Annotated in this window: 28 protein-coding genes; 13 read left to right on the forward strand and 15 right to left on the reverse strand. The window is 42.2% G+C overall.

Going from position 1 to position 22,494, the window contains the following annotated elements; all coding sequences use genetic code 11:
* Positions 1 to 8 precede the first annotated feature (8 nt).
* From infA to PHP90_RS03905, 3 genes are all read left to right on the forward strand, one after another.
* Positions 9 to 227 carry a translation initiation factor IF-1 gene (gene infA / locus PHP90_RS03895; protein ID WP_013459075.1) on the forward strand — a complete coding sequence of 73 codons (219 nt, stop codon included), beginning with the start codon at positions 9 to 11 and terminating at the stop codon, positions 225 to 227.
* 66 nt (positions 228 to 293) lie between these two features.
* The gene (upp, locus tag PHP90_RS03900) at positions 294 to 914 is read left to right on the forward strand and encodes a uracil phosphoribosyltransferase (RefSeq protein ID WP_299925534.1); all 621 of its coding nucleotides are present in this window, start codon (positions 294 to 296) and stop codon (positions 912 to 914) included.
* 13 nt (positions 915 to 927) lie between these two features.
* Positions 928 to 1,560, forward strand: a complete 633-nt coding sequence (locus PHP90_RS03905; protein ID WP_299925536.1) for a tetratricopeptide repeat protein — start codon at positions 928 to 930, stop codon at positions 1,558 to 1,560.
* A 9-nt stretch (positions 1,561 to 1,569) separates the two neighbouring features.
* Here the strand turns inward: PHP90_RS03905 and PHP90_RS03910 are convergent, their stop codons facing one another.
* Genes PHP90_RS03910 through PHP90_RS03920 form a run of 3 tightly spaced genes read right to left on the reverse strand, consistent with a single transcriptional unit; the run spans position 1,570 to position 2,957 of the window.
* A complete protein-coding gene (locus tag PHP90_RS03910; protein ID WP_299925539.1) occupies positions 1,570 to 1,884 on the reverse strand; it encodes a pyrimidine/purine nucleoside phosphorylase in 315 nt (104 codons plus the stop codon).
* Between the two features lie 28 nt (positions 1,885 to 1,912).
* Positions 1,913 to 2,128 (reverse strand): hypothetical protein, encoded by a 216-nt coding sequence (locus PHP90_RS03915; RefSeq protein WP_299925542.1) that lies wholly within the window; start codon positions 2,126 to 2,128, stop codon positions 1,913 to 1,915.
* Positions 2,118 to 2,957: a S1-like domain-containing RNA-binding protein gene (locus tag PHP90_RS03920; RefSeq protein ID WP_299925545.1), complete on the reverse strand. Its 840-nt coding sequence runs from the start codon at positions 2,955 to 2,957 to the stop codon at positions 2,118 to 2,120. Before PHP90_RS03920 ends, PHP90_RS03915 begins: the two co-directional genes overlap by 11 nt.
* 41 nt (positions 2,958 to 2,998) lie before the next feature.
* Between PHP90_RS03920 and PHP90_RS03925 the strand changes: the two genes are divergently transcribed.
* From PHP90_RS03925 to PHP90_RS03960, 8 genes are all read left to right on the forward strand, one after another.
* A complete protein-coding gene (locus tag PHP90_RS03925) occupies positions 2,999 to 3,751 on the forward strand; it encodes an SDR family NAD(P)-dependent oxidoreductase (protein ID WP_299925548.1) in 753 nt (250 codons plus the stop codon).
* 24 nt (positions 3,752 to 3,775) lie between these two features.
* Positions 3,776 to 5,851 (forward strand): molybdopterin-dependent oxidoreductase, encoded by a 2,076-nt coding sequence (locus tag PHP90_RS03930; protein WP_299925551.1) that lies wholly within the window; start codon positions 3,776 to 3,778, stop codon positions 5,849 to 5,851.
* Positions 5,852 to 5,853: 2 nt separating this feature from the next.
* Positions 5,854 to 6,186 carry a YraN family protein gene (locus PHP90_RS03935; RefSeq protein ID WP_299925555.1) on the forward strand — a complete coding sequence of 111 codons (333 nt, stop codon included), beginning with the start codon at positions 5,854 to 5,856 and terminating at the stop codon, positions 6,184 to 6,186.
* 102 nt (positions 6,187 to 6,288) lie between these two features.
* On the forward strand, positions 6,289 to 6,606 hold the full coding sequence (gene trxA / locus PHP90_RS03940; protein ID WP_299925558.1) for a thioredoxin: 318 nt from the start codon (positions 6,289 to 6,291) through the stop codon (positions 6,604 to 6,606).
* A 186-nt stretch (positions 6,607 to 6,792) separates the two neighbouring features.
* Complete coding sequence (locus PHP90_RS03945; protein ID WP_299925561.1) at positions 6,793 to 7,731, forward strand: FAD-dependent oxidoreductase; 939 nt, start codon at positions 6,793 to 6,795, stop codon at positions 7,729 to 7,731.
* 85 nt (positions 7,732 to 7,816) lie between these two features.
* Positions 7,817 to 8,587 (forward strand): 4-hydroxy-tetrahydrodipicolinate reductase, encoded by a 771-nt coding sequence (gene dapB / locus PHP90_RS03950; RefSeq protein WP_299925565.1) that lies wholly within the window; start codon positions 7,817 to 7,819, stop codon positions 8,585 to 8,587.
* An 11-nt stretch (positions 8,588 to 8,598) separates the two neighbouring features.
* Positions 8,599 to 9,948 carry an amidophosphoribosyltransferase gene (gene purF, locus PHP90_RS03955; protein ID WP_299925567.1) on the forward strand — a complete coding sequence of 450 codons (1,350 nt, stop codon included), beginning with the start codon at positions 8,599 to 8,601 and terminating at the stop codon, positions 9,946 to 9,948.
* A 9-nt stretch (positions 9,949 to 9,957) separates the two neighbouring features.
* The gene (locus tag PHP90_RS03960; protein WP_299925570.1) at positions 9,958 to 10,920 is read left to right on the forward strand and encodes a TIGR01212 family radical SAM protein; all 963 of its coding nucleotides are present in this window, start codon (positions 9,958 to 9,960) and stop codon (positions 10,918 to 10,920) included.
* A gap of 9 nt (positions 10,921 to 10,929) precedes the next feature.
* Here PHP90_RS03960 and PHP90_RS03965 read toward each other — a convergent pair whose 3' ends face one another.
* The 6 genes from PHP90_RS03965 to PHP90_RS03990 all read right to left on the reverse strand — a co-directional run bounded on the left by PHP90_RS03965 (position 10,930) and on the right by PHP90_RS03990 (position 15,274).
* Positions 10,930 to 11,457, reverse strand: coding sequence for a DUF2393 family protein (locus PHP90_RS03965; protein WP_299925572.1), 528 nt, complete (start codon positions 11,455 to 11,457; stop codon positions 10,930 to 10,932).
* Positions 11,454 to 11,969 carry a DUF2393 family protein gene (locus PHP90_RS03970; protein ID WP_299925575.1) on the reverse strand — a complete coding sequence of 172 codons (516 nt, stop codon included), beginning with the start codon at positions 11,967 to 11,969 and terminating at the stop codon, positions 11,454 to 11,456. The genes PHP90_RS03965 and PHP90_RS03970 overlap by 4 nt, the downstream gene beginning before the upstream one ends.
* Entirely contained in the window at positions 11,966 to 12,640 is a 675-nt protein-coding gene (gene hisIE / locus PHP90_RS03975) for a bifunctional phosphoribosyl-AMP cyclohydrolase/phosphoribosyl-ATP diphosphatase HisIE (protein WP_299925578.1), read from the reverse strand. The genes PHP90_RS03970 and hisIE overlap by 4 nt, the downstream gene beginning before the upstream one ends.
* Positions 12,641 to 12,710: 70 nt before the next feature.
* Positions 12,711 to 13,748, reverse strand: coding sequence for a prohibitin family protein (locus PHP90_RS03980; protein ID WP_299925581.1), 1,038 nt, complete (start codon positions 13,746 to 13,748; stop codon positions 12,711 to 12,713).
* 69 nt (positions 13,749 to 13,817) lie between these two features.
* Positions 13,818 to 14,738: a branched-chain amino acid transaminase gene (locus PHP90_RS03985; RefSeq protein ID WP_299925584.1), complete on the reverse strand. Its 921-nt coding sequence runs from the start codon at positions 14,736 to 14,738 to the stop codon at positions 13,818 to 13,820.
* 89 nt (positions 14,739 to 14,827) lie between these two features.
* On the reverse strand, positions 14,828 to 15,274 hold the full coding sequence (locus tag PHP90_RS03990) for a globin (RefSeq protein ID WP_299925587.1): 447 nt from the start codon (positions 15,272 to 15,274) through the stop codon (positions 14,828 to 14,830).
* Between the two features lie 135 nt (positions 15,275 to 15,409).
* Here PHP90_RS03990 and PHP90_RS03995 point away from each other — a divergent pair, with 135 nt between their 5' ends.
* On the forward strand, positions 15,410 to 16,825 hold the full coding sequence (locus PHP90_RS03995) for an aldehyde dehydrogenase family protein (RefSeq protein ID WP_299925589.1): 1,416 nt from the start codon (positions 15,410 to 15,412) through the stop codon (positions 16,823 to 16,825).
* A gap of 13 nt (positions 16,826 to 16,838) precedes the next feature.
* A complete protein-coding gene (gene bcp, locus PHP90_RS04000) occupies positions 16,839 to 17,306 on the forward strand; it encodes a thioredoxin-dependent thiol peroxidase (RefSeq protein ID WP_299925592.1) in 468 nt (155 codons plus the stop codon).
* A gap of 8 nt (positions 17,307 to 17,314) precedes the next feature.
* Here the strand turns inward: bcp and PHP90_RS04005 are convergent, their stop codons facing one another.
* The 6 genes from PHP90_RS04005 to PHP90_RS04030 form a co-directional block, all read right to left on the reverse strand.
* Positions 17,315 to 17,884, reverse strand: a complete 570-nt coding sequence (locus PHP90_RS04005; RefSeq protein ID WP_299925595.1) for a hypothetical protein — start codon at positions 17,882 to 17,884, stop codon at positions 17,315 to 17,317.
* 35 nt (positions 17,885 to 17,919) lie between these two features.
* On the reverse strand, positions 17,920 to 18,447 hold the full coding sequence (locus tag PHP90_RS04010) for a 3'-5' exonuclease (protein ID WP_299925598.1): 528 nt from the start codon (positions 18,445 to 18,447) through the stop codon (positions 17,920 to 17,922).
* Between the two features lie 9 nt (positions 18,448 to 18,456).
* Complete coding sequence (locus tag PHP90_RS04015) at positions 18,457 to 19,389, reverse strand: HNH endonuclease (protein ID WP_299925601.1); 933 nt, start codon at positions 19,387 to 19,389, stop codon at positions 18,457 to 18,459.
* Positions 19,390 to 19,456: 67 nt separating this feature from the next.
* Positions 19,457 to 20,704 (reverse strand): PD-(D/E)XK nuclease family protein, encoded by a 1,248-nt coding sequence (locus tag PHP90_RS04020; RefSeq protein ID WP_299925604.1) that lies wholly within the window; start codon positions 20,702 to 20,704, stop codon positions 19,457 to 19,459.
* Positions 20,701 to 21,633, reverse strand: a complete 933-nt coding sequence (locus PHP90_RS04025) for a WYL domain-containing protein (protein WP_299925607.1) — start codon at positions 21,631 to 21,633, stop codon at positions 20,701 to 20,703. The genes PHP90_RS04020 and PHP90_RS04025 overlap by 4 nt, the downstream gene beginning before the upstream one ends.
* Before the next feature lie 158 nt (positions 21,634 to 21,791).
* Positions 21,792 to 22,494 (reverse strand): DUF3373 family protein (locus tag PHP90_RS04030; protein ID WP_299925610.1); only part of this gene is annotated, 703 nt, incomplete at its 5' end.

A 22,494-nucleotide genomic window follows, 5' to 3' on the forward strand; every position in this document is an offset into this window, starting at 1 on the left:
GAATATATATGGCAAAAGATGATGTCATTGAAGTAGACGGAAAGATTATTGAGGCACTACCAAACGCAACGTTTCGTGTTGAGTTGCCTAACGGTCATGTTATTTTGTGTCACATCGCAGGTAAAATGCGAATGCACTACATTAAAATCCTCCCTGGGGATACGGTGAAAATCGAACTTACCCCTTACAGCCTGGACAAAGGGCGAATTACCTATCGCTACAAATAAGTGTCACTGCTTAGGCAGTCGGCATACTTATATACTATAATAGTGCATCTTTTTGAAAGAGAAATTATGCACACTCATCCAGAACACCCCCTTCTACAATCGTTAGTGAATACACTGCGAGATATAACTATTTCCCCTTTAACCTTTCGTCACACGATCCATGAAATAACAAAAATATTGCTCTATGAAGCCATGAGAACCTTTCCTATGAAACCGTATACGGTGATGTCATGGCGAGGAGAACAAAATGTCCAGAGAATTGATGAATCTGAGATTATGGTTGTATCGGTATTGAGAGCGGCCTTACCGATGCATGACGCCGTTATTGACACACTGACTTATTCGGTATCAGGATTTTTAGGAATTAAACGAGATGAAATTACGCATAAAAGTCATCTCTACTATGACCGAGTTGGTGATTGCAGCGGGAAAACCGTCATTTTGGTTGATCCGATGATCGCAACAGGCGGATCATTGTGTGATGCGATTGAAATTTTGGAAAAAAAAGGGGCGGATAAAATTATTTCTCTTAATATTATCGCTTCGCCAGAGGGACTTGGTATTATCGAGGAAAGATATCCGAATATCGAAATTTTCATTGCTCAAATCGATGAGAGACTGGATGAAAATAAATTTATTATTCCGGGACTGGGTGATGCGGGTGATCGGGCATTTAATACCTTGTAATATGGAAAAAATAATGCGATGGATAATTTTGCTTCTGTGGGTTGGATACGCTAGTACTTTACTGGCAGATGAAGCAAAAAGCAAAGAAGCTCAAAAATCCTTTTGGGAAACCTATACATCAGCGCTGCGCGGCGATAAAGTATCGCAGTTCAATGTGGGGGTGATCTATGAACGGGGAATCGGTGTGGATCAGAATCAATCTATGGCCGCACAATGGTATCAAAAAGCAGCCGAACAGGGTCATGTGGATGCACAGTACAATCTAGCGATTATGTACGTCAGCGGACGGGGTGTGGATCAAAACACAACTGCCGGAATGATGTGGCTAGCTTCTGCTGCAAAGAGTGGAGATAAAGAGTCAAAAAAACTTTTACTGGAAGTAATCGACGGTAAGTATGACAAATTTGCCAAACCAAAACTGGATAAGGGCGTTTCGATTACCGCATTACGGATGAAAACGGTTAAAGATACTGTGATATGCGATAGCGCGGGAGAATGCAGTCCTATTAAAGCGCATACAACGGTAACGTCAAAGATAAAAAACGGCAAATACTATAAGGTAAGCGGAGTCGGCGGGAAAAACGGGTGGGAAGCGTATGAAAAAGAGGGTTGGATAGAGGAAAGCAGCGTTGAAATTCAACGCTGAATTAAACTGTTATTTGATGTAGCTGCAGCAGTAATCGCAGATTGTTTTGACTTTGAGATTAAATGAACTGTTAGCAGGAACTTCAAAACTTTCCGGTCCTTTGATTGTAATCCATTCCTCTGAGCCAGGAAGCTGAATATCCATCTCTCCGCTCATGATCTCCATGATCTCTTTATCGCCTGTACCGAAAGTGTATTCTCCAGGAGCCATTATTCCGAGGGTTTTGACACTTCCGTCGGCAAATTGGATTGTACGGCTGGAAACTTTTCCGTCAAAATAGAGATTGGCTTTTTTGATGATGGTGACATTTTCAAATTGAGACATAGTGGTCCTTTTTAAATTAATGGCGCAATTATAGCGGATTGAGTTCTTGCTTGATCTTTTTAGGCAAGTGGGCAAATGGGAAATCAGTTACGATTTTTGTCTCTTTCCCATCGTTAACATGAACTTCCAAAAGCATGGTGTCACGATTGAAACTGATGAGCGTATAGGTTCGATCATCTTCACTGTAAACGAGATTACGAGCTTTTAGGTGGCTAAAAGGGCTTTTGCGTGGTCTATATCCCATAAATTCCGTTCTCCTGAACTGTTATTTTTTTACTCTCTACGAGTTGTGTCAATGCACTTTTGAAATTCTTTTTACTGAGTCCAAACGTTTTTTGAATCAAATCCGGATCGCTTTTATAGTTGTACGGAAGCATTCCGCCGTTGGCTTTGATCATCGAGAGGATTTTATCCGCTGCTGTGGAGGCTTTTGCTTTTCCGATCATCTGAAGAGAGAGATCAAGTTTGCCGTCCGGACGCAGCACTTTTACAAACCCGTTTTTGATCTGTCCGACACGGACATCTTCAAAAATCTCATTCGCATAAATCATCCCCTCGTACTTGTGCTCTACAATCACTTTGTACCCCATAGGAGTTTTGGCGATGATCATAAAACTGACGGGGGTATTAGGATAAAAACTTTTAGGAGGGGTTTCTAACGCCCCGCTGATTTTTTCGGTTCCCACAAGTCGGTTAGTCTGTTCATCGAGGATGACGCGGACAAGTCGCTTTTCTCCAACGACAAACGGCCGTTTCTGAAGGGTTCGGGGAACAAAAAGGTCTTTCGGCAATCCCCAGTTAACAAATGCACCGATAGGGGTGGTATCAACTACTTCGACAAATGCAATTTCACCCAGCATCGCTTTAGGCATTACGGTTGTCGCAACAGGGCGGTCTTCACTGTCGGTATAGACAAACACATCGATCGTATCGCCGATATGCATAGTGTCTGTTACGTATTGATTCGGCAATAAAATATCGCTCTCATCCAACGCGCGTAAAAAAAGTCCGGGTGTCGTGTCCCGGTCGATAACGAGGATATTGATTTCCCCGATTTTTAGTGTTTCATTCATGGGTATAATTATATCGACTATTTGCTTGCGGGAGAAAAAGGGTGAGAATTGTAATAACAGGTGCAAGCAGCGGTTTAGGTGAAGCGTTGGCGCTTCATTATGCGTCGAAAGAGAATACATTGGTATTAATCGCACGCAGGGAAGATAGGTTGGCGGATGTGGCCGATCGATGCCGTGAGAGAGGTGCTGAAGTCGAAATACTTGTGGCAGACGTCAATAATTTTAAGCAAATGGGGGAAATTGGGGGAAGATTATGCGAAAAGACGATTGACCGTATCATTCTCAATGCCGGAATTTCGGTCGGGCATAGCGGCGGAGTAACACCGTTTGAGGATTTTCACCGCTTGTTTCAAACCAACTTTCTGAGTGTTCACGCATTATTAGAACCGATCATCCCGAAAGTGATCGCTCAAGGGCATGGAGAAATCGTCTTTATCTCATCGCTTGCTTCAATACTTACGATGCCGACCTCGATCGCATACAGCAGTTCCAAAAGGGCACTTAATGCGTATGCCGAAGGGTTACATCATCAGCTGAAACCTCATGGTATAAATGTAATGACGATTATGCCGGGATTTATCGATTCGGAAATGACACAGAAGAATCGTTTTAAGATGCCGTTTTTAATGAAAACGGAAGAAGGCATAGCGCGGATCACCCATGCGATTGAACGGAAAAAAATACGGTACGCTTTCCCTTTTAGGTTTTACTTAATGATTCGAATTGTCTCACTATTTCCGCAGTCCTTAAGAGACAAAATTGTACACTTCACTAATTTTAAAAAGGGTGCATAACCCGTACTATCAAGGAAATATCCGATGGTTATCGACAGCGTATGTACCTATTGCGGCGTAGGATGTGATATTTCCGCTGAGGTGGAGGACAATAAGATCCAAAAAATCTTTGCCAAAGAAGAGGGCGTTGTCTCTCAAGGGCGGTTATGTATTAAAGGAAAGCAGGGCTGGGATTTCGTTACTCATGCTAAACGGCTTCGTAATGCACGGGTTCGAAAATCTTTTTTAGCCAAAAATGCCGCATTGTTTGCCGATCTGGATATGGATTATCTGGAACCTGTCGATCATGATTTTTACGAGATCAGTTACGAGAGTGCGTATGAACTCGTCGCCCGCAAACTCAGATCCATCACCGATGAGTTTGGTTCACACAGTTTTGCCGCTATCGGCGGTGCGCGCACCAGCTGTGAGGGCTCTTATCTATTCCAGCACTTTACCCGCCACGTCGTCGGTTCACCGCACGTTGACAACTGCGCTCGCGTTTGTCACTCACCATCCCTTAAGGGGATGCGTACGACGATCGGAGAGGGGGCGATGACCAATCCATTCGATGATATTTATGAAGCTGAGTATATGGTAGTCATGGGTTCCAATACCACCGAAGGACACCCGATCGTCGCCAATCGTATGCTTGATGTTATCAAACAAAAAAATATTGAGTTGGCTGTCTTGGATGTGCGCCGTATCCAGCTTTCAAAATCAGCAACGAATCATTTGAGTATCCCCTATGAAGCCAATCTGATGATTCTCAATATGTTGGCGTATGTCATCATAAGCGAGAATCTCGTCAATACCGAATTTGTGAATAGCCGCACCAAGGGGTATGAGGAGTATAAACACTCTATTTTAAACGATCCGTTTGCTAATCCAGAGTATCTTCTCCAAATCCCGGGATATGAATCGCTTGCGGAAGAGATTCGTATTGTCGCTCGTAAATACGCCACCCGTAAAAGTCTTTTTTTCTGGGGTCTTGGGATTACCGAACATCTGGACGGTTCGTACGCCGTTATGGCAATTACCCATTTGGCGATGCTGACCGGAAATATCGGCAAGCGCGGAGCAGGATTGATGCCGCTTCGGGGACAGAACAACGTGCAGGGAACATGTGATGTCGGGATGCTGCCATATTATGCTCCGGATTACCAACCGCCTAAAGAGGTGGGGATGATGACTCCTGATCTGATCGATGCAATGGTCGATGGAAAGATCAAGGCACTTTATAACATCAGCGAAGACATCGCCCATATCCATCCGAACCAAAATAAAATTCACGCTGCTTTGGGAAATCTCGATCTTTTGGTTGTGAATGAACTTTTTGATAACGAAATTACCAAATTCGCCGACATCATCTTCGGAGTAAAAAGTGCGTATGAGAAAACGGGTGTCTATGTGAATGCCGAACGCCGTCTGCATCTCTCTCAGCCTCTTATCCATGTCATGATGCCGGATGATTGGGAAGTAATCGCCGAAATATCCAAACGTTACGGGACCGATTTGGGCGTTAAAACTTCTCGTGATGTTTGGGAAAAAGTAAGGGTCGATGCCCCTATGCGCTTTGGCGGGGCAAGTTACGAAAAACTCGAAGCCAATCGCTTGCGCGGGTTACAATGGCCGGTGCAGGAAGAGGATATGCCGGTATTGCATATCGGAGAGTTCCGAACCAAAGACGGATTCGGAACATTTCGTTATAAACAATATGAGCCTAGAGGTCAGGTCGCTGAACTCTTAAAGGCTTCAACACATGAAGGATATTACCTTACAACCGGGCGTGTACTCGTCCATTACAACAACAGTGCACAAACTAATGCGTGTGATAAACTAAGCCGTTCCCACAGTGAAGATACATTACTCGTAAGTGTAGAAGATGAAGATTTCTTCGAGTATAAAGACTTTGTGGTCCTCAAAAGCGAATACGGGCAAACTGCCCCTTTGAGGGTAAAAGTGAGTTCAACGGTCAAAAAAGGGACCCTTTTTACCACATTCCACCACGCTAAGAGCAATATTAACTTTCTGTTTGGAGATGAAGCGGACGAATTGATTAAAACGGCACGATTCAAATCAATCAAAGTCGAGGTAATCAAACCCGACTATCTGGAGTAGTTGTGCACACACGCGCTCGTGGCAATATTGCAGAAGAGCGCGGGTGTGAGTATTTACGAAACAAAGGGCTTCGTATCATCGATCGTAACGTCTACAACCGTTTTGGGGAGATCGATATTATTGCTATGCACAATAATGTGCTCCACTTTGTCGAAGTGAAAAGTGCAATGAGTTATGAGCAGGCTGTGAACAATATCACCCCTGCAAAACTGCAAAAATTAAACCGGACGATTCAAACCTATCTTCAGCAAAAACGGCTCAATCTTGATTATTGTATCGATGCACTCATTATCACAGATGACGAGATAGAGTGGATTGAAAACATTACCCTTTAACTCCTTTTCCCTGAGAAAAAATGTGAGAGTATTGTAATAAGTCATTTTAAAGATTGTGGCGTTATAATGACCCCATATAAACATTGAACTCAAGGAAGTCACATGGCTAAATACACAGAATTGACAGTATCTAATTTTGACGAAGTAACCAAAGAAGGTGTTTCATTGGTAGATTTTTGGGCTCCATGGTGTGGACCTTGCCGTATGATCGCTCCGGTTATCGAAGAGTTGGCAGGCGAATTTGAAGGGAAAGCAAAAATCTGTAAAGTAAATACAGATGAAGAACAAGATATCGCTGTAAAATACGGTATTCGTTCTATCCCTACAATTCTTTTCTTCAAAAACGGTGAAGTTGTTGAACAAATGGTTGGTGCCGCATCAAAACAAGCGTTTGCGGATAAACTAAACGCTTTACTGTAATCTTTCTTTTTTAGAAGAATGGGAATAATATCCCTCTTCTGAACCCTCTGTGAATTATTTAATACATTTATTTTAATTATAAATGAAATCTTAACTTTTTACCCCTTCCTCCCTCAAAAGTACCTCTTTATTTATTACACTGTATCATATACTTATATGAACGTTTTCAAAAACAGGAGATTACGGATGTTGGATTGTGCGATTATCGGAGGAGGGCCTGCGGGATTGACTGCAGGCTTGTATACGACACGCGGTGGCTTGGAAAACGTTACGATGTTTGAAAAAGGGATGCCGGGCGGCCAGATTACGATGAGTTCTGAAATCGAAAACTATCCGGGTGTGACAGGTCATATTACCGGAATGGATTTGATGATTCCGTGGCCTGAGCAGTGCCAACGTTTCGGACTTAAACATGAGATGTCGGAAGTGAGTCGTGTTTCACGTCGCGAAGACGGTATTTTTTTGGTTCAAAAATCCGATGGCAGCGTTGATGAAGCTACGAGTGTTATCGTTTGTACCGGTTCAACCCCGAAACGGGCAGGATTTGCAGGTGAGGATACTTTTTTTGGACGGGGTGTCAGTACCTGCGCAACCTGTGACGGTTTTTTCTACAAAGGAAAAGAAGTCGCGGTGATCGGCGGAGGGGATACCGCTCTCGAAGAAGCACTCTATCTGGCAAAAATTTGTTCTAAAGTGTATTTGATTCATCGTCGTGATACGTTCCGCTCTGCACCGAATACGATAGCGAGAGTCAAAGAAACGGCCAATATCGAGTTGGTGTTAAATGCAACACCGCAAGAGGTTGTCGGTGACAAAATGGGTGTTAATGGAATCCATGTGAAGTTACAAGACGGGACTGTGCGTCAAATTGATGTTCCCGGTATCTTTGTTTTCGTCGGAAATAATGTAAATAATCAAGTATTGATTCAAGAAGACGGCAGCTTTTTGTGTGAAATGACCCCATGGGGAGAAGTGAAAGTCGATTTGAGTATGAAAACGTCTGTTCCAGGCCTTTATGCAGCCGGAGATATGCGTGCCGAAGCGCCTAAACAAGTGGTATGTGCCGCAGGTGACGGTGCAGTAGCTGCATTGCAGGCAATTGCATATGTAGACGGACACCATTAACATTTTTTAATGAGGCCGTTTACGCCCTTTTTAAAGACGAAGAGGGTAAAATATCTTTATTAATGTTTGAATAGGGATGATACATATGATTAGAGCAGGTGTATTTGGCGCTGGCGGGCGTGTGGGGAAACTATTGATTGAAGATTTACGCCATGAAAGTGAGATTTCATTAGGGGCAGTATATGTCCGTAATGAACTCAATTTTTCAATCGATCCTTCTGTTATGGTAACGAATGATATGGCGACATTGCTCAAAGGGTGCGATGTAGTTATCGATTTTTCTTTGCCGGAAGCAACACAGGTTTTGCTTGAAAAGGCGATTGAGTATCCAAAACCTTTGGTAATCGGAACAACGGGATTGGATACTCATCAGATGAACCTGCTTAAAACAGCGAGTGAATCGATGCCTATCTTGTATGCGACGAATATGTCTTTAGGGGTAGCATTACTCAATCAACTTGTTCATATAGCTTCTAAAACACTTGATGGTTTTGATATTGAGATTGTTGAGCAGCATCACCGCCATAAAAAAGATGCCCCAAGCGGTACAGCCCTGACATTGGCTCATTCTGCAGCAGCAGGACGAAATCTTGATTTAGATGCGGTACGTGTCAGCGGACGTAACGGAAATATCGGTGAGCGTTCCAAAGACGAGATTGCAGTGATGGCATTGCGCGGCGGAGATATTGTCGGGCGCCATACGGTAGGTTTTTACAATGACGGCGAATTCATTGAGCTTCACCACACCGCAACTACCCGTAACACCTTTTCAAAGGGTGCTATTCGTGCCGCAAAATGGCTAGCCGGAAAACCAAACGGTTTATACAGTATTCAAGACTGTTTAGAACTTGCATAAGGAAACACACAGTGCGTAGTTTAAATGAAAAATGTGCAGTAGTCGGAATTTTTGACCATCCAGAGGCGTCCAAACTGGCGTATTTCTCTCTCCATGCTCTCCAACATCGCGGTCAAGAAGCTGCCGGAATCAGTACCAGTAACGGTGAAAAGCTTTATACGATCAAAGATCGCGGGTTGGTAACACAAGTGTTCGATACCCAAAAACTCAATACCCTTAAAGGGCATATGGCGATCGGTCATACCCGCTATTCAACCGCGGGGGATGATTCGATTTTGGATGCTCAGCCGGTATTTGCCCGATACGATTTGGGAGAAATGTCGATCGTTCACAACGGAAATCTGACCAATGCCAAAGAGGTACGTGATGCGCTCATCAAAAAAGGGGCGATTTTCCAAACCTTCATGGATACCGAAAACCTGATCCATTTGATCGCGAAAAGTGATCAGCATCATTTGACGGATCGTATTATTGATGCGGTCAAAAAGATCGAAGGGGCCTATTCTCTTGTCTTCCTGAGCCGTTCTAAAATGTTTGCGATGCGTGATCCTCACGGATTCCGACCTCTGAGTCTCGGACGTGTAGGGGATGGATACGTTGTCGCGTCGGAAACGTGTGCCTTTGACCTGATCGGTGCCGAATATATCCGGGACGTTGAACCGGGTGAACTGCTGATTTTCGAAAAAGGGAAGGCTCCAAAATCGATCAAAGTATTCGAGCCGACTCCGAAACACTGTATTTTCGAATATGTCTATTTTGCCCGTCCGGATTCGAACGTCTATACCCAAAACGTTTATGAAATGCGTAAAGCAATGGGGAAAGCATTGGCGCGTGAGCAGCCGGTTGTTGCTGATATGGTTGTTCCTGTTCCTGACGGAGGTGTTCCTGCCGCAATCGGTTATGCCCAAGAGAGCGGTATTCCGTTTGAAATGGCAATCATGCGTAACCACTACATCGGACGTACGTTTATCGAGCCGACTCAAGAGATGCGTGATTTGAAAGTTAAAATGAAACTCTCTCCGATCGAGCGTTTGATAAGAGGGAAACGCATTATTGTGATCGATGATTCGATCGTTCGCGGTACAACCAGCCGACAGATCGTCCGTATGCTCAAAGCCGCAGGAGCGGCAGAAGTTCATATGCGTATTTCCAGCCCTCCGACAACCGATCCTTGCTACTATGGCGTTGATACACCGGATAAAGAAAAACTGATCGCAGCCAATATGGCGAATGAAGAGATTTGTGCATTTATTGAGGCGGATTCTCTTGGATACTTGAGCAATGAAGCGCTTTTAGAAAGTGTCAACGGTAAAGAAGAAAATTATTGTACTGCCTGTTTTACCGGCAAATATATAATCTAAGCGTCTTTTATGCGGGAACAGATTTTTACGTTTGGCCAATATTTGCATCGTAAATTTGGAGCGAAAGTCTCCAAAGTTCCTGTATCAATCTCTGGGTTTACCTGCCCGAATATTGACGGTACGGTTGCGAAGGGTGGCTGTACCTTTTGTGAAAATGATTCATTCAGCCCCAGTCTGGATCGTGCCCGCGAACTGAAGGGCTTTTTTCTTAATCTCCATTCAACGACTAACCCCCATTTAGAAAAACAGCTTCAGCAGATGCAATGGCAGTTTGAAGCACTCTCAAAACGTTTACACAATGAGAACGATACTGAAAAGTATATGGTCTACTTTCAGAGTTTTACCAACACCTATGCCCCTTTTGAAACACTCCAAGCCCTCTATGAAAAAGCCTTATCGTATGAAAATGTTATAGGTCTGAGTATCGGAACCCGTTCGGACAGTATCAGTGATCAGACATTTGAATATCTCGCAGAACTTTCCAAAAAAACCGAAATCTGGGTTGAGTTTGGAATTCAGTCGATTTATGATGAGACGCTGGTGAGAATAAACCGCGGACACGACAGTGCCAATGTCAAAGAGGCGATTTTAAAAGCCAAATCGTATGGTTTGAACGTATGCGGACATCTGATATTCGGACTTCCGGGAGAGACAAAAGAGATGATGTTGGAGACAGCAAAAGAAGCCTATGCATTAGGAATCGATTCGGTCAAATATCATCCTCTGTATGTCGTAAAACGGACTGCCTTGGCAAATGAGTATGCCAGAGGAGAGTTTACTCCGATTTCGCAAGAACTTTATCTGGAAGTTCTTACCGAAGCACTCCTTTTAAAACCCTCCTGTGTCAGCGTGCAGCGAATTACTGCGGGGATAAACGATGATTCGTTGATCGCACCGCAATGGTGCAGAGATAAAAATGAGCAATTTCGCGCCGTTAACGAGGCTCTTGCAGCAGTAGGATTAAAGTATTAAAATTGCTCTTTAATGAGCAACGGCTTTAGTGCGGTACGAAGTATCATTAAAATACGGCGGATAGTCGATCATAATCGTAAATGCTTTGGAATAGCCCGGCGGCAGATCGGTTGCAACTGTATAGTAGTAGTTGATCGTTTGTGGTTGATATTTTGTATCAAAGGCTTCATTAAAGGCGTGAGGTGCCCCTCCGAATATACCGGACTGCTGTTTCTGAGTATTTTGAAGAGTAAGTTCCAATTGTACTCTTGCAAGGGGATATTCTCCCATATTTTTAACGACTCCGGTAAAAACGATTTGCTCACTTTGGAGTAAACGGTCATGCTTGAGGTTAAAAATTTTGGCTTTTTTAGTATAACTTTCCAGCCCTGCCAGCACAATAAAAGCACCGGCGATGATCACGATGAATGAGGCAAAAAGGATTGCGAGCTGTTGTATTAGACGTTTTGCCTGCAAGGCTGAAAATATTGAGAGTATGATTAATAGCAGCGCTATCCCAAGTACTAAATAATGCCAGACTGTTAAATAGATATTCATCGGCACTCCGCATTGTACGTAAGATTATAATCTTTATCATACCGGAACGGCTCAATAAACATCTTAAACGGAGCGGATTTTCCGGGTGCTATCGTTTTTGTAATGGTAATTGAGCTTTTCTTAAACGGTATATAGGGATATATTTTATCGATATATTTATAATGAGTTACTTTGTAGACGCCGGCATGAATCGTACACTCGCTAAAGGGACGTTTCGAGGTATTATTGATATCCCCTTTGATGAGGATCGCTTCCGTAAATTCGAGCGCTTTGACTTCGTGAATAATGAGAGAGTGTTTGAAAAGGTATTGATGGAGTGAAATATATCCGGCAACCGGACCTACGGTCAATACTCCGAATGCGGTAAAGACCAAAAATATGGCGATACCCATTCTATTTCGTAAAACGATTGCCAAAATGAGCAGTAAAAGAAAAAGGATAAAAATACCTCCGAACAGAAGGTAATCGTAAATCAAAAGATGATGAATAAAATCGATGATTCGGTTTTTCATTTGTTCCTAGAATTTTTCTCCGCGATACCGCTCATTCCAAATCGCCGTGCAAGCTCTTGTTTAATGCGGTCGGGAGAGATATTTTTGTGTCCCAATGCAACGAGTACGTGATACACTAAATCGGCACATTCGTAAATAATTTCATCTTCGTTTCCGTCTTTGATCGCAAAACTAAACTCTCCGGCCTCTTCAACCACTTTTTTGAGAATAGAGTTGTCTCCGCTGCTGAGCAGTTTAGCCGTCCATGAGGTAGCGGGATCGGCGTTTTTACGCGAAAGAATCGTGTGATAGAGTTCATCGATAATCCCGTATGCCGCCGCAGTATCGATTTGAGGTTCACTGATACTCTCTCCGGATTCAATATCGGTGAAGAAACAGGATTTACGTCCGGTGTGACACGCAACCCCTTCTTGGCGAACGATCAGCAACAGGGTGTCATTATCGCAGTCGAGTAAAAACCGTTCGATATGCTGTAAATGTCCGCTGGATTCCCCTTTTTTCCAGAGCCGCTGTTTGGAGCGGGAATAGTAATGGGCTATCTTTGTCGACAGAGACAATTCCAATGCTTCGCGGTTCATATAGGCCATCATTAACACTTCGAGTGTGGTAGAGTCTTGGACGATGACCGGTAGGAGTTCGGATTTTTGCCAATCAATGTGATCGAGATTCATAAGCGGCCTTTTAAGTGTTTATTCCGAATCCACGAATGGATACGGAATAAACTCTCCAAAAGGAGAGGGTTTATTTGGTTGAAGTGACGGTTTTCGCTTCAGGTGTTTTGGTGTCGAGCCAGATGTTTGGGGTGGAACCGCCCGGTGTGAGGAAAATCTTAGCATCTTTGTTCTCTTTGAGTGCTTCATTAAATTTGCCCTGAACGTGGATTTGTTCCATTTTCAACAATCCCGGAGTAATAGAGGCGCCGATGAGGTGATTCGCTTTGGCTTGAGCTTCGGCTTGGATGGTAATCGCGTTAGCGGTACCTTGTGCTTCCGTCTCTTTTTTGAATGCCTCTTGTTTTGCGCGCTCGACATCTTGTTGGGCACGTTCTACTTCTTGTTTCGCAACTTGAACGCGCTCGATCTGATCTTTTACTTTTTGAGGAAGAACAATTTCACGCAGTTGGATGGACTCGAGTTCCGCAGGGGTATTTTTTTGTCCTCCGACGCTTGAACGTATACCCTCTTCAATTTTTTGAGCGATGGCATTTCTCATAATCGGCAACGATTCTGCCTCATATTGACCGACAACGTTACGGACGATGTCACGAGCTACCGGATCAATGATTTTATCTTCCCAGCTAAATCCCCAGTTAGAGATGGTTTGTGCCGCTAATTGCGGATTTAAACGATACTGTACGGTCAATTCGATCGAAACAGGAAGCCCCCGCTTATCGAGAACGGTAATCGCCGGTTTAAGCAAGATACCGTCTCCTGCGGTAGAGGCGCGATCCACTTTGTCGGCATAGTTGATAATGCGGACTTTGGTATCGACGAGATAGACTTTTTGGATAAACGGGATTAGGAAATGAAGCCCCGGCATCAAAGCGCGTTCTTCATATTTTCCGTTGGTTGAGAGAATTCCGCGCTCACCTTCTGTGATAATGACAAACGGTTTCGCGAGAACAAGCAGTAAAATAAATCCGCCGATAATCCATAACATCCCTATTTTCTGAGAGTTCATATTGAAATCAAATTTCGGCGGTTTAGGGGATTGAAATCCGCCCCCTTTTTGCTCTTCTTTTTTCTTCTTGTTGAAATAGTCGTTCATATCACTGGCCATAGAGTAAATCCTTTTATGATTCAAATAAACGGGCTAATGCTAATTTTGCATCAGCTGAAAGCCCGTTTTTTAATTAATGTACGTTAAGTAGTGATCGTAATCGGGGTTACGTCCACAAACAATGTCAAAATAGGCGGTTTGAATTTTTTCGGTAAGCGGTCCGCGTCCGCCTGCACCCAATACACGTGCATCGACTTCGCGGATAGGGGTGATTTCGGCAGCAGTTCCGGTAAGGAACGCTTCATCGGCAACGTAAATCTCTTCACGTGTGATTTTTCTGCGCGTTACTTTGACTCCCATGTTTTCTGCCATTTCAATGACGGTTTTTTGGGTGATTGAAACAAGCGAGTTGTCATTTGGAGGGGTGATGAGCTCGCCGTCTTTGATGAGGAAAAACGATGCACCGCTCGCCTCAGCAACGTATCCCTCATCATCGAGGAGTAACGCTTCGTCATATCCTGCTTCAACCGCTTCAAATTTTGCCATTTGAGAGTTGAGGTAGTTGCCGACAGCTTTGGCTTTACCCATATTTGATTTGTTGTTCGGGCGGCTGAATGATGAGATTTTGAGACGGATTCCCCGTTTCATCCCTTCTTCGCCGAGGTAAGCGCCCCATTCCCATGCGGCGACCGATACTTCAACCGGCGCTTCTTTATGATAAACACCCATAACACCGTAACCCAGATAGACAATCGGACGGAGATAGACATTTTCGCCGGTAAATTCGTTAGCTTTCAAAAGCTCGATTTGCGCTTTATTAAGCTCTTCTACGGTGTAAGGGACAGTAATGAGCGTCATTTTTGCCGATTCGATCAGACGCTTTGTATGGTCATTCAAGCGAAAAATTGCATACCCTTTTGGGGTTTTATACGCTTTAGTCCCTTCGATAGCACCGTTACCGTAGTGCAATGTGTGGGAAAGGACGTGAATTTTTGCTTCACTCCACGGGAGCAGTTTGCCATTCATCCAAATATATTTGGCTTCATTCATAGGGAAGATCTCCAAAAGAAAAATTGGGAGATTTTAGCGCAGTTGCGATTTAAGGTTTATTAAGAGAATCTTCCCGCGATGCGGGAAGATTAATGTGAAGGTGTATTGATCATCCAAATTGAAAAAATATCGATGTAGTTCCAAAACGATTGAATGTATTCAGGATTGATTCCCTCTGCTTCGAGCGGAGGGAGGAGTTCAGCATAAAATTCCAACCAACGGCGGCGAGCACCCTCGTCAATACGGAACGGGGCATGTCGTCCAACCATACGCGGCTCACCTCGTGTTTGGGCAAAATAGTCCGGCCCTCCGCAGATTTGGATAAAAAAGTCGGCGGCATGCTTTTTGGCAGCACTGAAATCATCTTCGTCATTTACAGGGAATAGAAAAGCGATGTCACTGTTGCGGATCATCTCATAATGATCGTCCACTAATTTTCGAAAACGTTCTTCTCCTACTTGAAAGAAAAATCCGGGATGCGGTTTGGTAACGGGAGGTCTGACTCCGAGAACTCCATCGGTGATCGTAAAATTCATAAGTATATCCTCTGCGTATTTTTGAGACACATTCTAAAAGGAAGATGAAAAGAAACTCCTTAAAATATCCTCTTCCCCCACTTTTTAGGTGATGATTTGTATAATTGAAACATAATTTACTACGGAGCCGATTGTATGGATGCACACATTTGGATGGGATCACGACAAGTTGTTGCAAAAAAGTACGGCGAACGTCTCAGCCCGTATGATGGAAGGGTTGTTTCTCGTGCAGCAGAGTGCAGTGCCGAGGATGTGAAACAAGTTCTTATAATTGCTCAAAATGCATCTAAAATCGCGAAAAAAATTCCATTGCATCAGCGGTGTGCATGGTTATTGGATGTGGCTTCAAAACTCAAAGAACAGCGTGAAGAGTTCGCAAAAGTCTTATGTGAAGAAGTGGGGAAACCGATCACCTATGCACGTATTGAAGTGGATCGATGTGTTGAGACAATTTCCCTTTCTGCCGAGACAATGCGTACAATGCACGGGGAGACAATCAACACCGATGCGATGAGCAGCGGGCGCAAAGCTCATGCGTACTGGCGACGTGAAGCGGTGGGGGTCGTAGTTGCGATTACCCCGTTTAATTTTCCGCTCAATTTGGTTGCCCATAAACTCGCCCCCGCACTCGTAGCCGGAAATGCGGTTGTTCTGAAACCGACCCCCGAGGCGCCGCTTTGTGCCTATAAACTGGCACAGCTTTTTATCGAAAGCCCTTACGCCACTCCGGATGCATTGAGTGTGGTTTATGGCGATGCGGAAGTGGGAAGCGCGTTGGTCGGCAGTGATATCCCTAGAGTGATCAGCTTTACCGGATCGGTAGGAGTCGGAAATATCATTACTAAAAGTGCGGGGATTAAAAAGATCTCTTTGGAACTCGGCGGTAATGCGGCGACGTACATCGATACAAGTGCCGATTTGGATTATGCTGCCGGGCGATGCGCCATCGGTGCATTTGTCAACTCCGGACAAGTGTGTATTTCGCTTCAGCGTATTTATGTGGAGAGTTCCATATACGACGAATTTGCCGCAAAAATGGCAGAAGCAACGTCTAAACTCGTTGTTGGTTCGCCGTATGACGAGGCGACTTTTTTAGGACCGCTCATCAATGATGAAGCCGCAGAACGGGCAATGAATTGGGTCGAAAGTGCGATAGAAGAGGGTGCCCGTGCACTTACACCTCCGCATCGTGAAGGGCGAATTTTTTTTCCGTGTGTTATGGCGGACGTTACTGAGTCGATGAAAATCGTCTGTGAAGAAGTTTTTGCTCCGATCGTGAGTCTGGTGCGTGTCAATGGAATCGATGATGCAATAGAACGGATGAATGATTCGCCGTACGGATTGCAGTTTTCGATTTTTACCAACAATCTCGCTCATGCGACCAAAGCGATCGATGAACTTGAAGCGGGCGGTATCGTGATTAACGATATGCCGACGCTCCGTTTCGATATTCAGCCATACGGCGGTGTCAAACTCAGCGGTGTCGGTCGTGAAGGTCCGCGATTTGCGATCGAAGAGATGACGGAAATAAAGTCTATAGTAATTTTATAAAAAGGTATTGATAATGTTAGAAGTAGGAACTACAGCCCCCGATTTTTGTCTAAGCAACCAAGATGACGTAGAGATCTGTTCACGCGATTTACGCGGAAAATGGATTGTTTTGTATTTTTACCCGAAAGATTCTACCCCGGGATGCACGACCGAAGCGTGTGAATTCAGTGATGCTATGGATGAATACGATGATATGGGTGCGATTATCCTCGGCGTGAGTGCCGACAGTACCAAATCACATCGTAATTTCATCGAGAAAAAATCACTCGGTATTACACTTCTTAGTGATCCAAGCACACAGATGATGCAGGATTACAGCGTATGGGCGATGAAGAAGAATTACGGCAAAGAGTATATGGGAATCGTCCGTACAACTTATATTATCGATCCGAAAGGGATCGTAAAAGCGGCATGGTCGAATGTAAAAGTAAAAGACCATGTGGCAAAAGTAAAAGAAGAACTCGCGAAGTTGGTGGGATAGTTTTTGTGTCATCCATCCGTTCGCCCTGAGCCTGTCGAAGGGTAAACGATCTCAAATACTTTTGCTTCTTCCCCGAATGAGTGGTAGAGATAAAGCTTGCGAGGCTTTGTCTCCCATTTTTTAAATCGCTGGGACGGCTTTTTAAGATACTCTTCGATAATTTTGACTTGTTCCTCTACACCTAATCCCAATAAGCGACATTCGAGCGGTTGTATTGTCCCTGTACGTATATCTTTTACATCCAAATCATATTTGATGCAGGGTTCAAAAATCAGCCTCTTTTCCTCTTCATCAGAGATAATTTTTAATTCTGATGAGAGTCTATGTACTTGTTTGTCTATCGATACATAAATCCGAAAGTAGATGCATTTGAGTGCAAAATACCCATTAGTGTCATAGAGGGAACTTTTAGTCTTGATCGTTTCAATCACATCATCAATAGTGTGGGATTGTCCGACAAACGGGGCGATATTATCGCGGTCTTTTTTCAATCGGATAGAGGTTCCTCGCATGTCCGTAACGGTTCCGCTATTACCGCATTTGTGCATAAGTTTGAAATCATAGTGTATCGTTGTCATAGGTTACTCCTTGAAAGAAGTATAAAACAAGTGAATTACAAAGTTATGTTACTCATCTTATTCAAAATTTCCAGCGTCTTGGTAACGTCGTAAATTGCGCTGTGATAGTGTGCCTCGTCAAACTCGATTTTATAGAATTTGCACGTTTCGATAAGCTTGGGATTTTTAGTATTTCCCCGCGCGTCCAACGCTTTGACGTTGTGCTTATTCTCTTTCATGGTACAAAAATGGCGATCAAAACGCACCAGTTTAGCAATATGCCGAAGCTCGAAAGTGACGTTATGCGCCACTAACGTTTTTGCCCCTTTACAAAATTCGATAAACTCATAGTCATCGATAAAATACTCAGGATAATCCGCATTTGAGCGCAGTTTTTCGATCCGCTCGGGAGAGAGCTGATGGACGGCTAAGGCATGAGGGTTTACCTCGTATTCGGAGAAGTAGTAACGGTGAAACGTATCCGCGATCACATATGACCCGCCGACGTTTTTCACACGAAATGCGGCGACTTCGATCACATCATGAATGTTGGCGGAGTTGGTTTCGAAGTCTAGGATAATCAATTGGCTCTCTTATTTATTAAGCATTTTTTTCATTTCATTGATTGTGTATGCAGGCTTTTGTTTATGAAGCATTGCATGACAATTCGGGCAAACGGGTATCAAATCTTTTTCAGGATCAACTTCATAATTTTCTGCAATACTCGATATTTCTCTTAGGTGGTGTACATGAATAAAATTCTTTCCAATCTCTCCATACGATTTTTCAAAATCAAATTTACATATAGCACAGATATATCCATGTTTTTTTACACATTCTTGTCTTGCTTTTGGATTTCTTTCATAAGCATTGACTGTTATCTGTTTTTTTGCACCTTCAATTAATGTTTCTGCATCATTTTGATTGATCTCTTCAGGTATAAATTCTTCATACCCATTATTCATGATTAAATCATATAATTTTTGCGGATATTCACTCTCTAAAAATTTGTAAACTTTTCCATTGATTCCTAACGCATTGATCTTTTTTTCAAGTTCTGAAAATTCGGTTTGTCCTAAAACAAAGGGGTTGTCTTTTAAATTCTTAATGACTTTTAGCTTTATGTCTCCGTTATGATCTGCTTTTGAGATAATTTTACAGACCAAGTAAATTCCAACGGTCGGATACTTCGTAGTGGTATGAGTTGCTCCGTTATAATAAAAGACAACATCATCAATGTTGTCTTTCAATCCATGATGTACTTTTTCTTGCTTAAACTCATTACCATCATTTGTATGATTAATAAATTCGTCCGTACCGTCGTTTTCCCATACACTCATAGACGCTTTGACTTGCCAAAAATTTATAGGTTTAGGAGTTTTTTTGCTCTTGTACAATTCTAGTTCATTGTCGATTTGTGCAAAGATCTCGGGGTGATTTTTACTTTTAATATCATCATAATTTTTTCCATCATCAATCCTTTTTTTACACATATTCAAGATTGCGTTCAAATCGCTTTGGTTCATAGTTTAACCTTTTATTTTTTTAATTATATTGCAAGTGAATTACATATATAGGTAATTCACTACTAAATTATTTATTTAATATATTCGTTATATTTTCATAATGAGATTCCAAATGTTCAGTAAAACTAATGATTTCTTTTGATAATCCAGTTGTTAATATATCAAATTCTTTTTCATCAAATAGTTCATAAGTCAATTGTCTTTCTTGAAGTGTATAAAATCTAACTTTCGAAGAAATACTCATTTTCATTTCTTCTTGTATTTTTCTAATTTGATCATTTGTTCTTTGCTTTTCAGTGTTTATATTTAGGATAATAAAATCAATTACAATTTTATGTTTCTTTTGATCATAAACTACTTCTATTTCAACAATATAATTTTTAATATTTAATGGTCTTCGAATATAAAAACCAAATGGCACTCTAGCTTTACTATATCCTATACGAGCATTACTCAAATGGAAGGGGCATAAAGATTTATCTTCTTTCATAAATTCTTCTTTATATACAATAGAGTATTCATTTTTATTCATTGCTTTTAATAATTTATTTTTTACCGTTTGCCAAAAATCAATTTCTTTTTTAGCCCATAAAAGTGGATAACTTTTTGCTATAGAATCTATAGCCTTTATATCATTAACGCTATTGACCATCTTGTGTAAAGAATCTTCCATTTTTTTATTCCTTTTGTCTGTTATTTTGTGAATTAAATTTTTATATTGAACAAGCCCTTCTCTCAAAGTTTGCTGATTACTTACTGTTTGAATACACTGATCAATCCATTCATCTATATCATCGCGAAAAGATAATGTGTAGTAATCTGTACCTGCTATCAAATTCTTTTTACTATCATCTGAAGCATAATCTCCAAATTTTGTTAAATAAAACAGTTTGCTATCTTGAGCATGATTTTTTCGTTTTTTCAGCTCTTCGTTGTAATCTGATAATTGTTTATATTGATCTCCTGCATCAATCTTCATTTCTACACCAATAATAAATTTTTTAGTTTCAATAACAAAATCTATACGTCTATTTGCAGTAGTAGGGTCTTCCCTACTTACTCGAATGATTTCGCCATAGTCAGTAAGTTTTAAAACATTTTCAATAAATAGTTTTAAGAATAAATCTTTTTTTCTATGACTTCCATGTGGACTCAATAGCTCATAAATAAATGTTGAATGTGTTTCAACCTCTTTTTTTTCAATTTGGAGAATCGAAAAAATATTAAAATGTGAACCATGTACAGCTTCTTCTTGCTCCGTTACAAGAACATTCTTTTTTATTTCATTGATTATTTCCGATATTTTTGCAGTCATTTAAGCCTTTCAATATACTCATTCAGATTTTTATATACTATCTCTCCTAACGTATCAGGTCGAATTACTCTAACATACGGAACATACCGTTGAATCGTCGGAATGATCTCCATAAAATCAGTGATATAAAGCTCAATGTCGCAAGAGCCGTCATGGTACGTTTTTAGAATACGCTGAGTTTTAGAGATCGCTTTACGTTTGAAATACTTGGCAACTTTTGCATCCAAAAACAGCTCAATCGAAAACGGTTCGACATGCGGTTCATAAAAAGCATTGATCGCGTTATCAAATCCCTCTATAATCGACTCATCAAACGTAAACTCGGTATCCAGTAGCGTAATGTCAGAAATGGTGTTGAGGTGATAGCGTCTGATCTCAGAGTATGCTACATCGTAGTTGATTAGATACCAAAACCCTTCAAGGTTTAAAATCTTCAAAGGATAAAGATTTCTCGACTTATTGTTGTAGGTACACGCTATCTCCCTATGGTGGGTAATCGCATTTTTGATTTGTATGATTTCAGTTTTGAAATCATCGATTTTTTCGATCATAGTCTCTTGATAAAAGCTGTTAGATAAGCTCTCTTCGAATTTTTGAAACAGCGCGTCGGTTTGTGTCGCAAACCCTTCATCACTGAACTTATCTTTGCTTTTGGCTTTGAGCAATGCGATTACTGCGAGTTCGTCACTGTTCAGTAGAGTGCTTGCCAAAAAGTTGCTTTTGGCACAATAACATTTGAGGCTGTAGTCATAGTAGATCATTCCATCATTGAACAAGGGGATGAGATACTCTTTAAAATCGAGTTGAATGATTCTTTTGGTGAGGTTTAGCTGTTCAGCTAATTCGGGGGTTGAAAGTTTGGCTCCGGAGGAGAGGAGGGTTAATAGGTACGATAGTCTTTTACTTCTGTTAGTTTTTAAACTATCCACCCTTAACAAACCTACCTACTAATATTCTGTAGTATATTCTAACATTTATTTATGATTTTAAAAGTCAAAGTGTAAGCCCGTTAACCCTTCGACAAGCTCAGGGCGAACGAGCTCTCGCGTCATGGTTCGACATGCTCACCACGAACGAAACGGGAAGTTTAAAATTTATATCGCAAATACGCCCGAATATCTTGGGCTTTATCGACTACCGCACTGGCTAAATCGGTATTGGCCGGAATATCACTGATTTTCATCGGAGTTCCGCTTTGACTTCCGAAGAAACCATTGCTTCCGCTGTAGTCATAATTGATGTAGGTATATCGGAGCTGAAAACTGAGTCCCGTGGTAAGCGGCTCGGTGAAATAAAGCTCGTATGCATCTCCGCGAGCGGCAATTTTTGAGCCGATAGCGGTGTCTTCCCCATAGGTAAAGGATCTCCAGTATTGACTGCCGTGATTGAATTCCACTCCCCATTTCCCTTTTTCACTTATGAGTGAGGGCATTTGGGTACCGATCCAATAGCTGTAGCCGGTTTCACTCTCAGGTGAGCCTAACATCGCTTTGCCGCTATCCGGATCGGTTTTGGACATGGCGCCGCTTGCAAATATCGTCGTTTGACCCAAATAATCGCCATAGCCCTGTATTCCGTGTAATGCTACGAATGCCGAAGCAAGATGGAGCGAACCGACACTTTGCAAAGACGGATCGTAATTTGCGGGGTTAAAGTTTCCGAATTGATCGAATCCCGCATTGGTAATATCGATCAGATTATCGGCATGGGTATATTGAAGTTCCGTTTCGATGTTTTTGCTGTGATAGGGGACGATATTTACAGCATACATGCGGATGTTTCCGGTATCG

Origin of the sequence: Sulfuricurvum sp. (assembly GCF_028712165.1) — a bacterium.
GTDB lineage: Bacteria > Campylobacterota > Campylobacteria > Campylobacterales > Sulfurimonadaceae > Sulfuricurvum.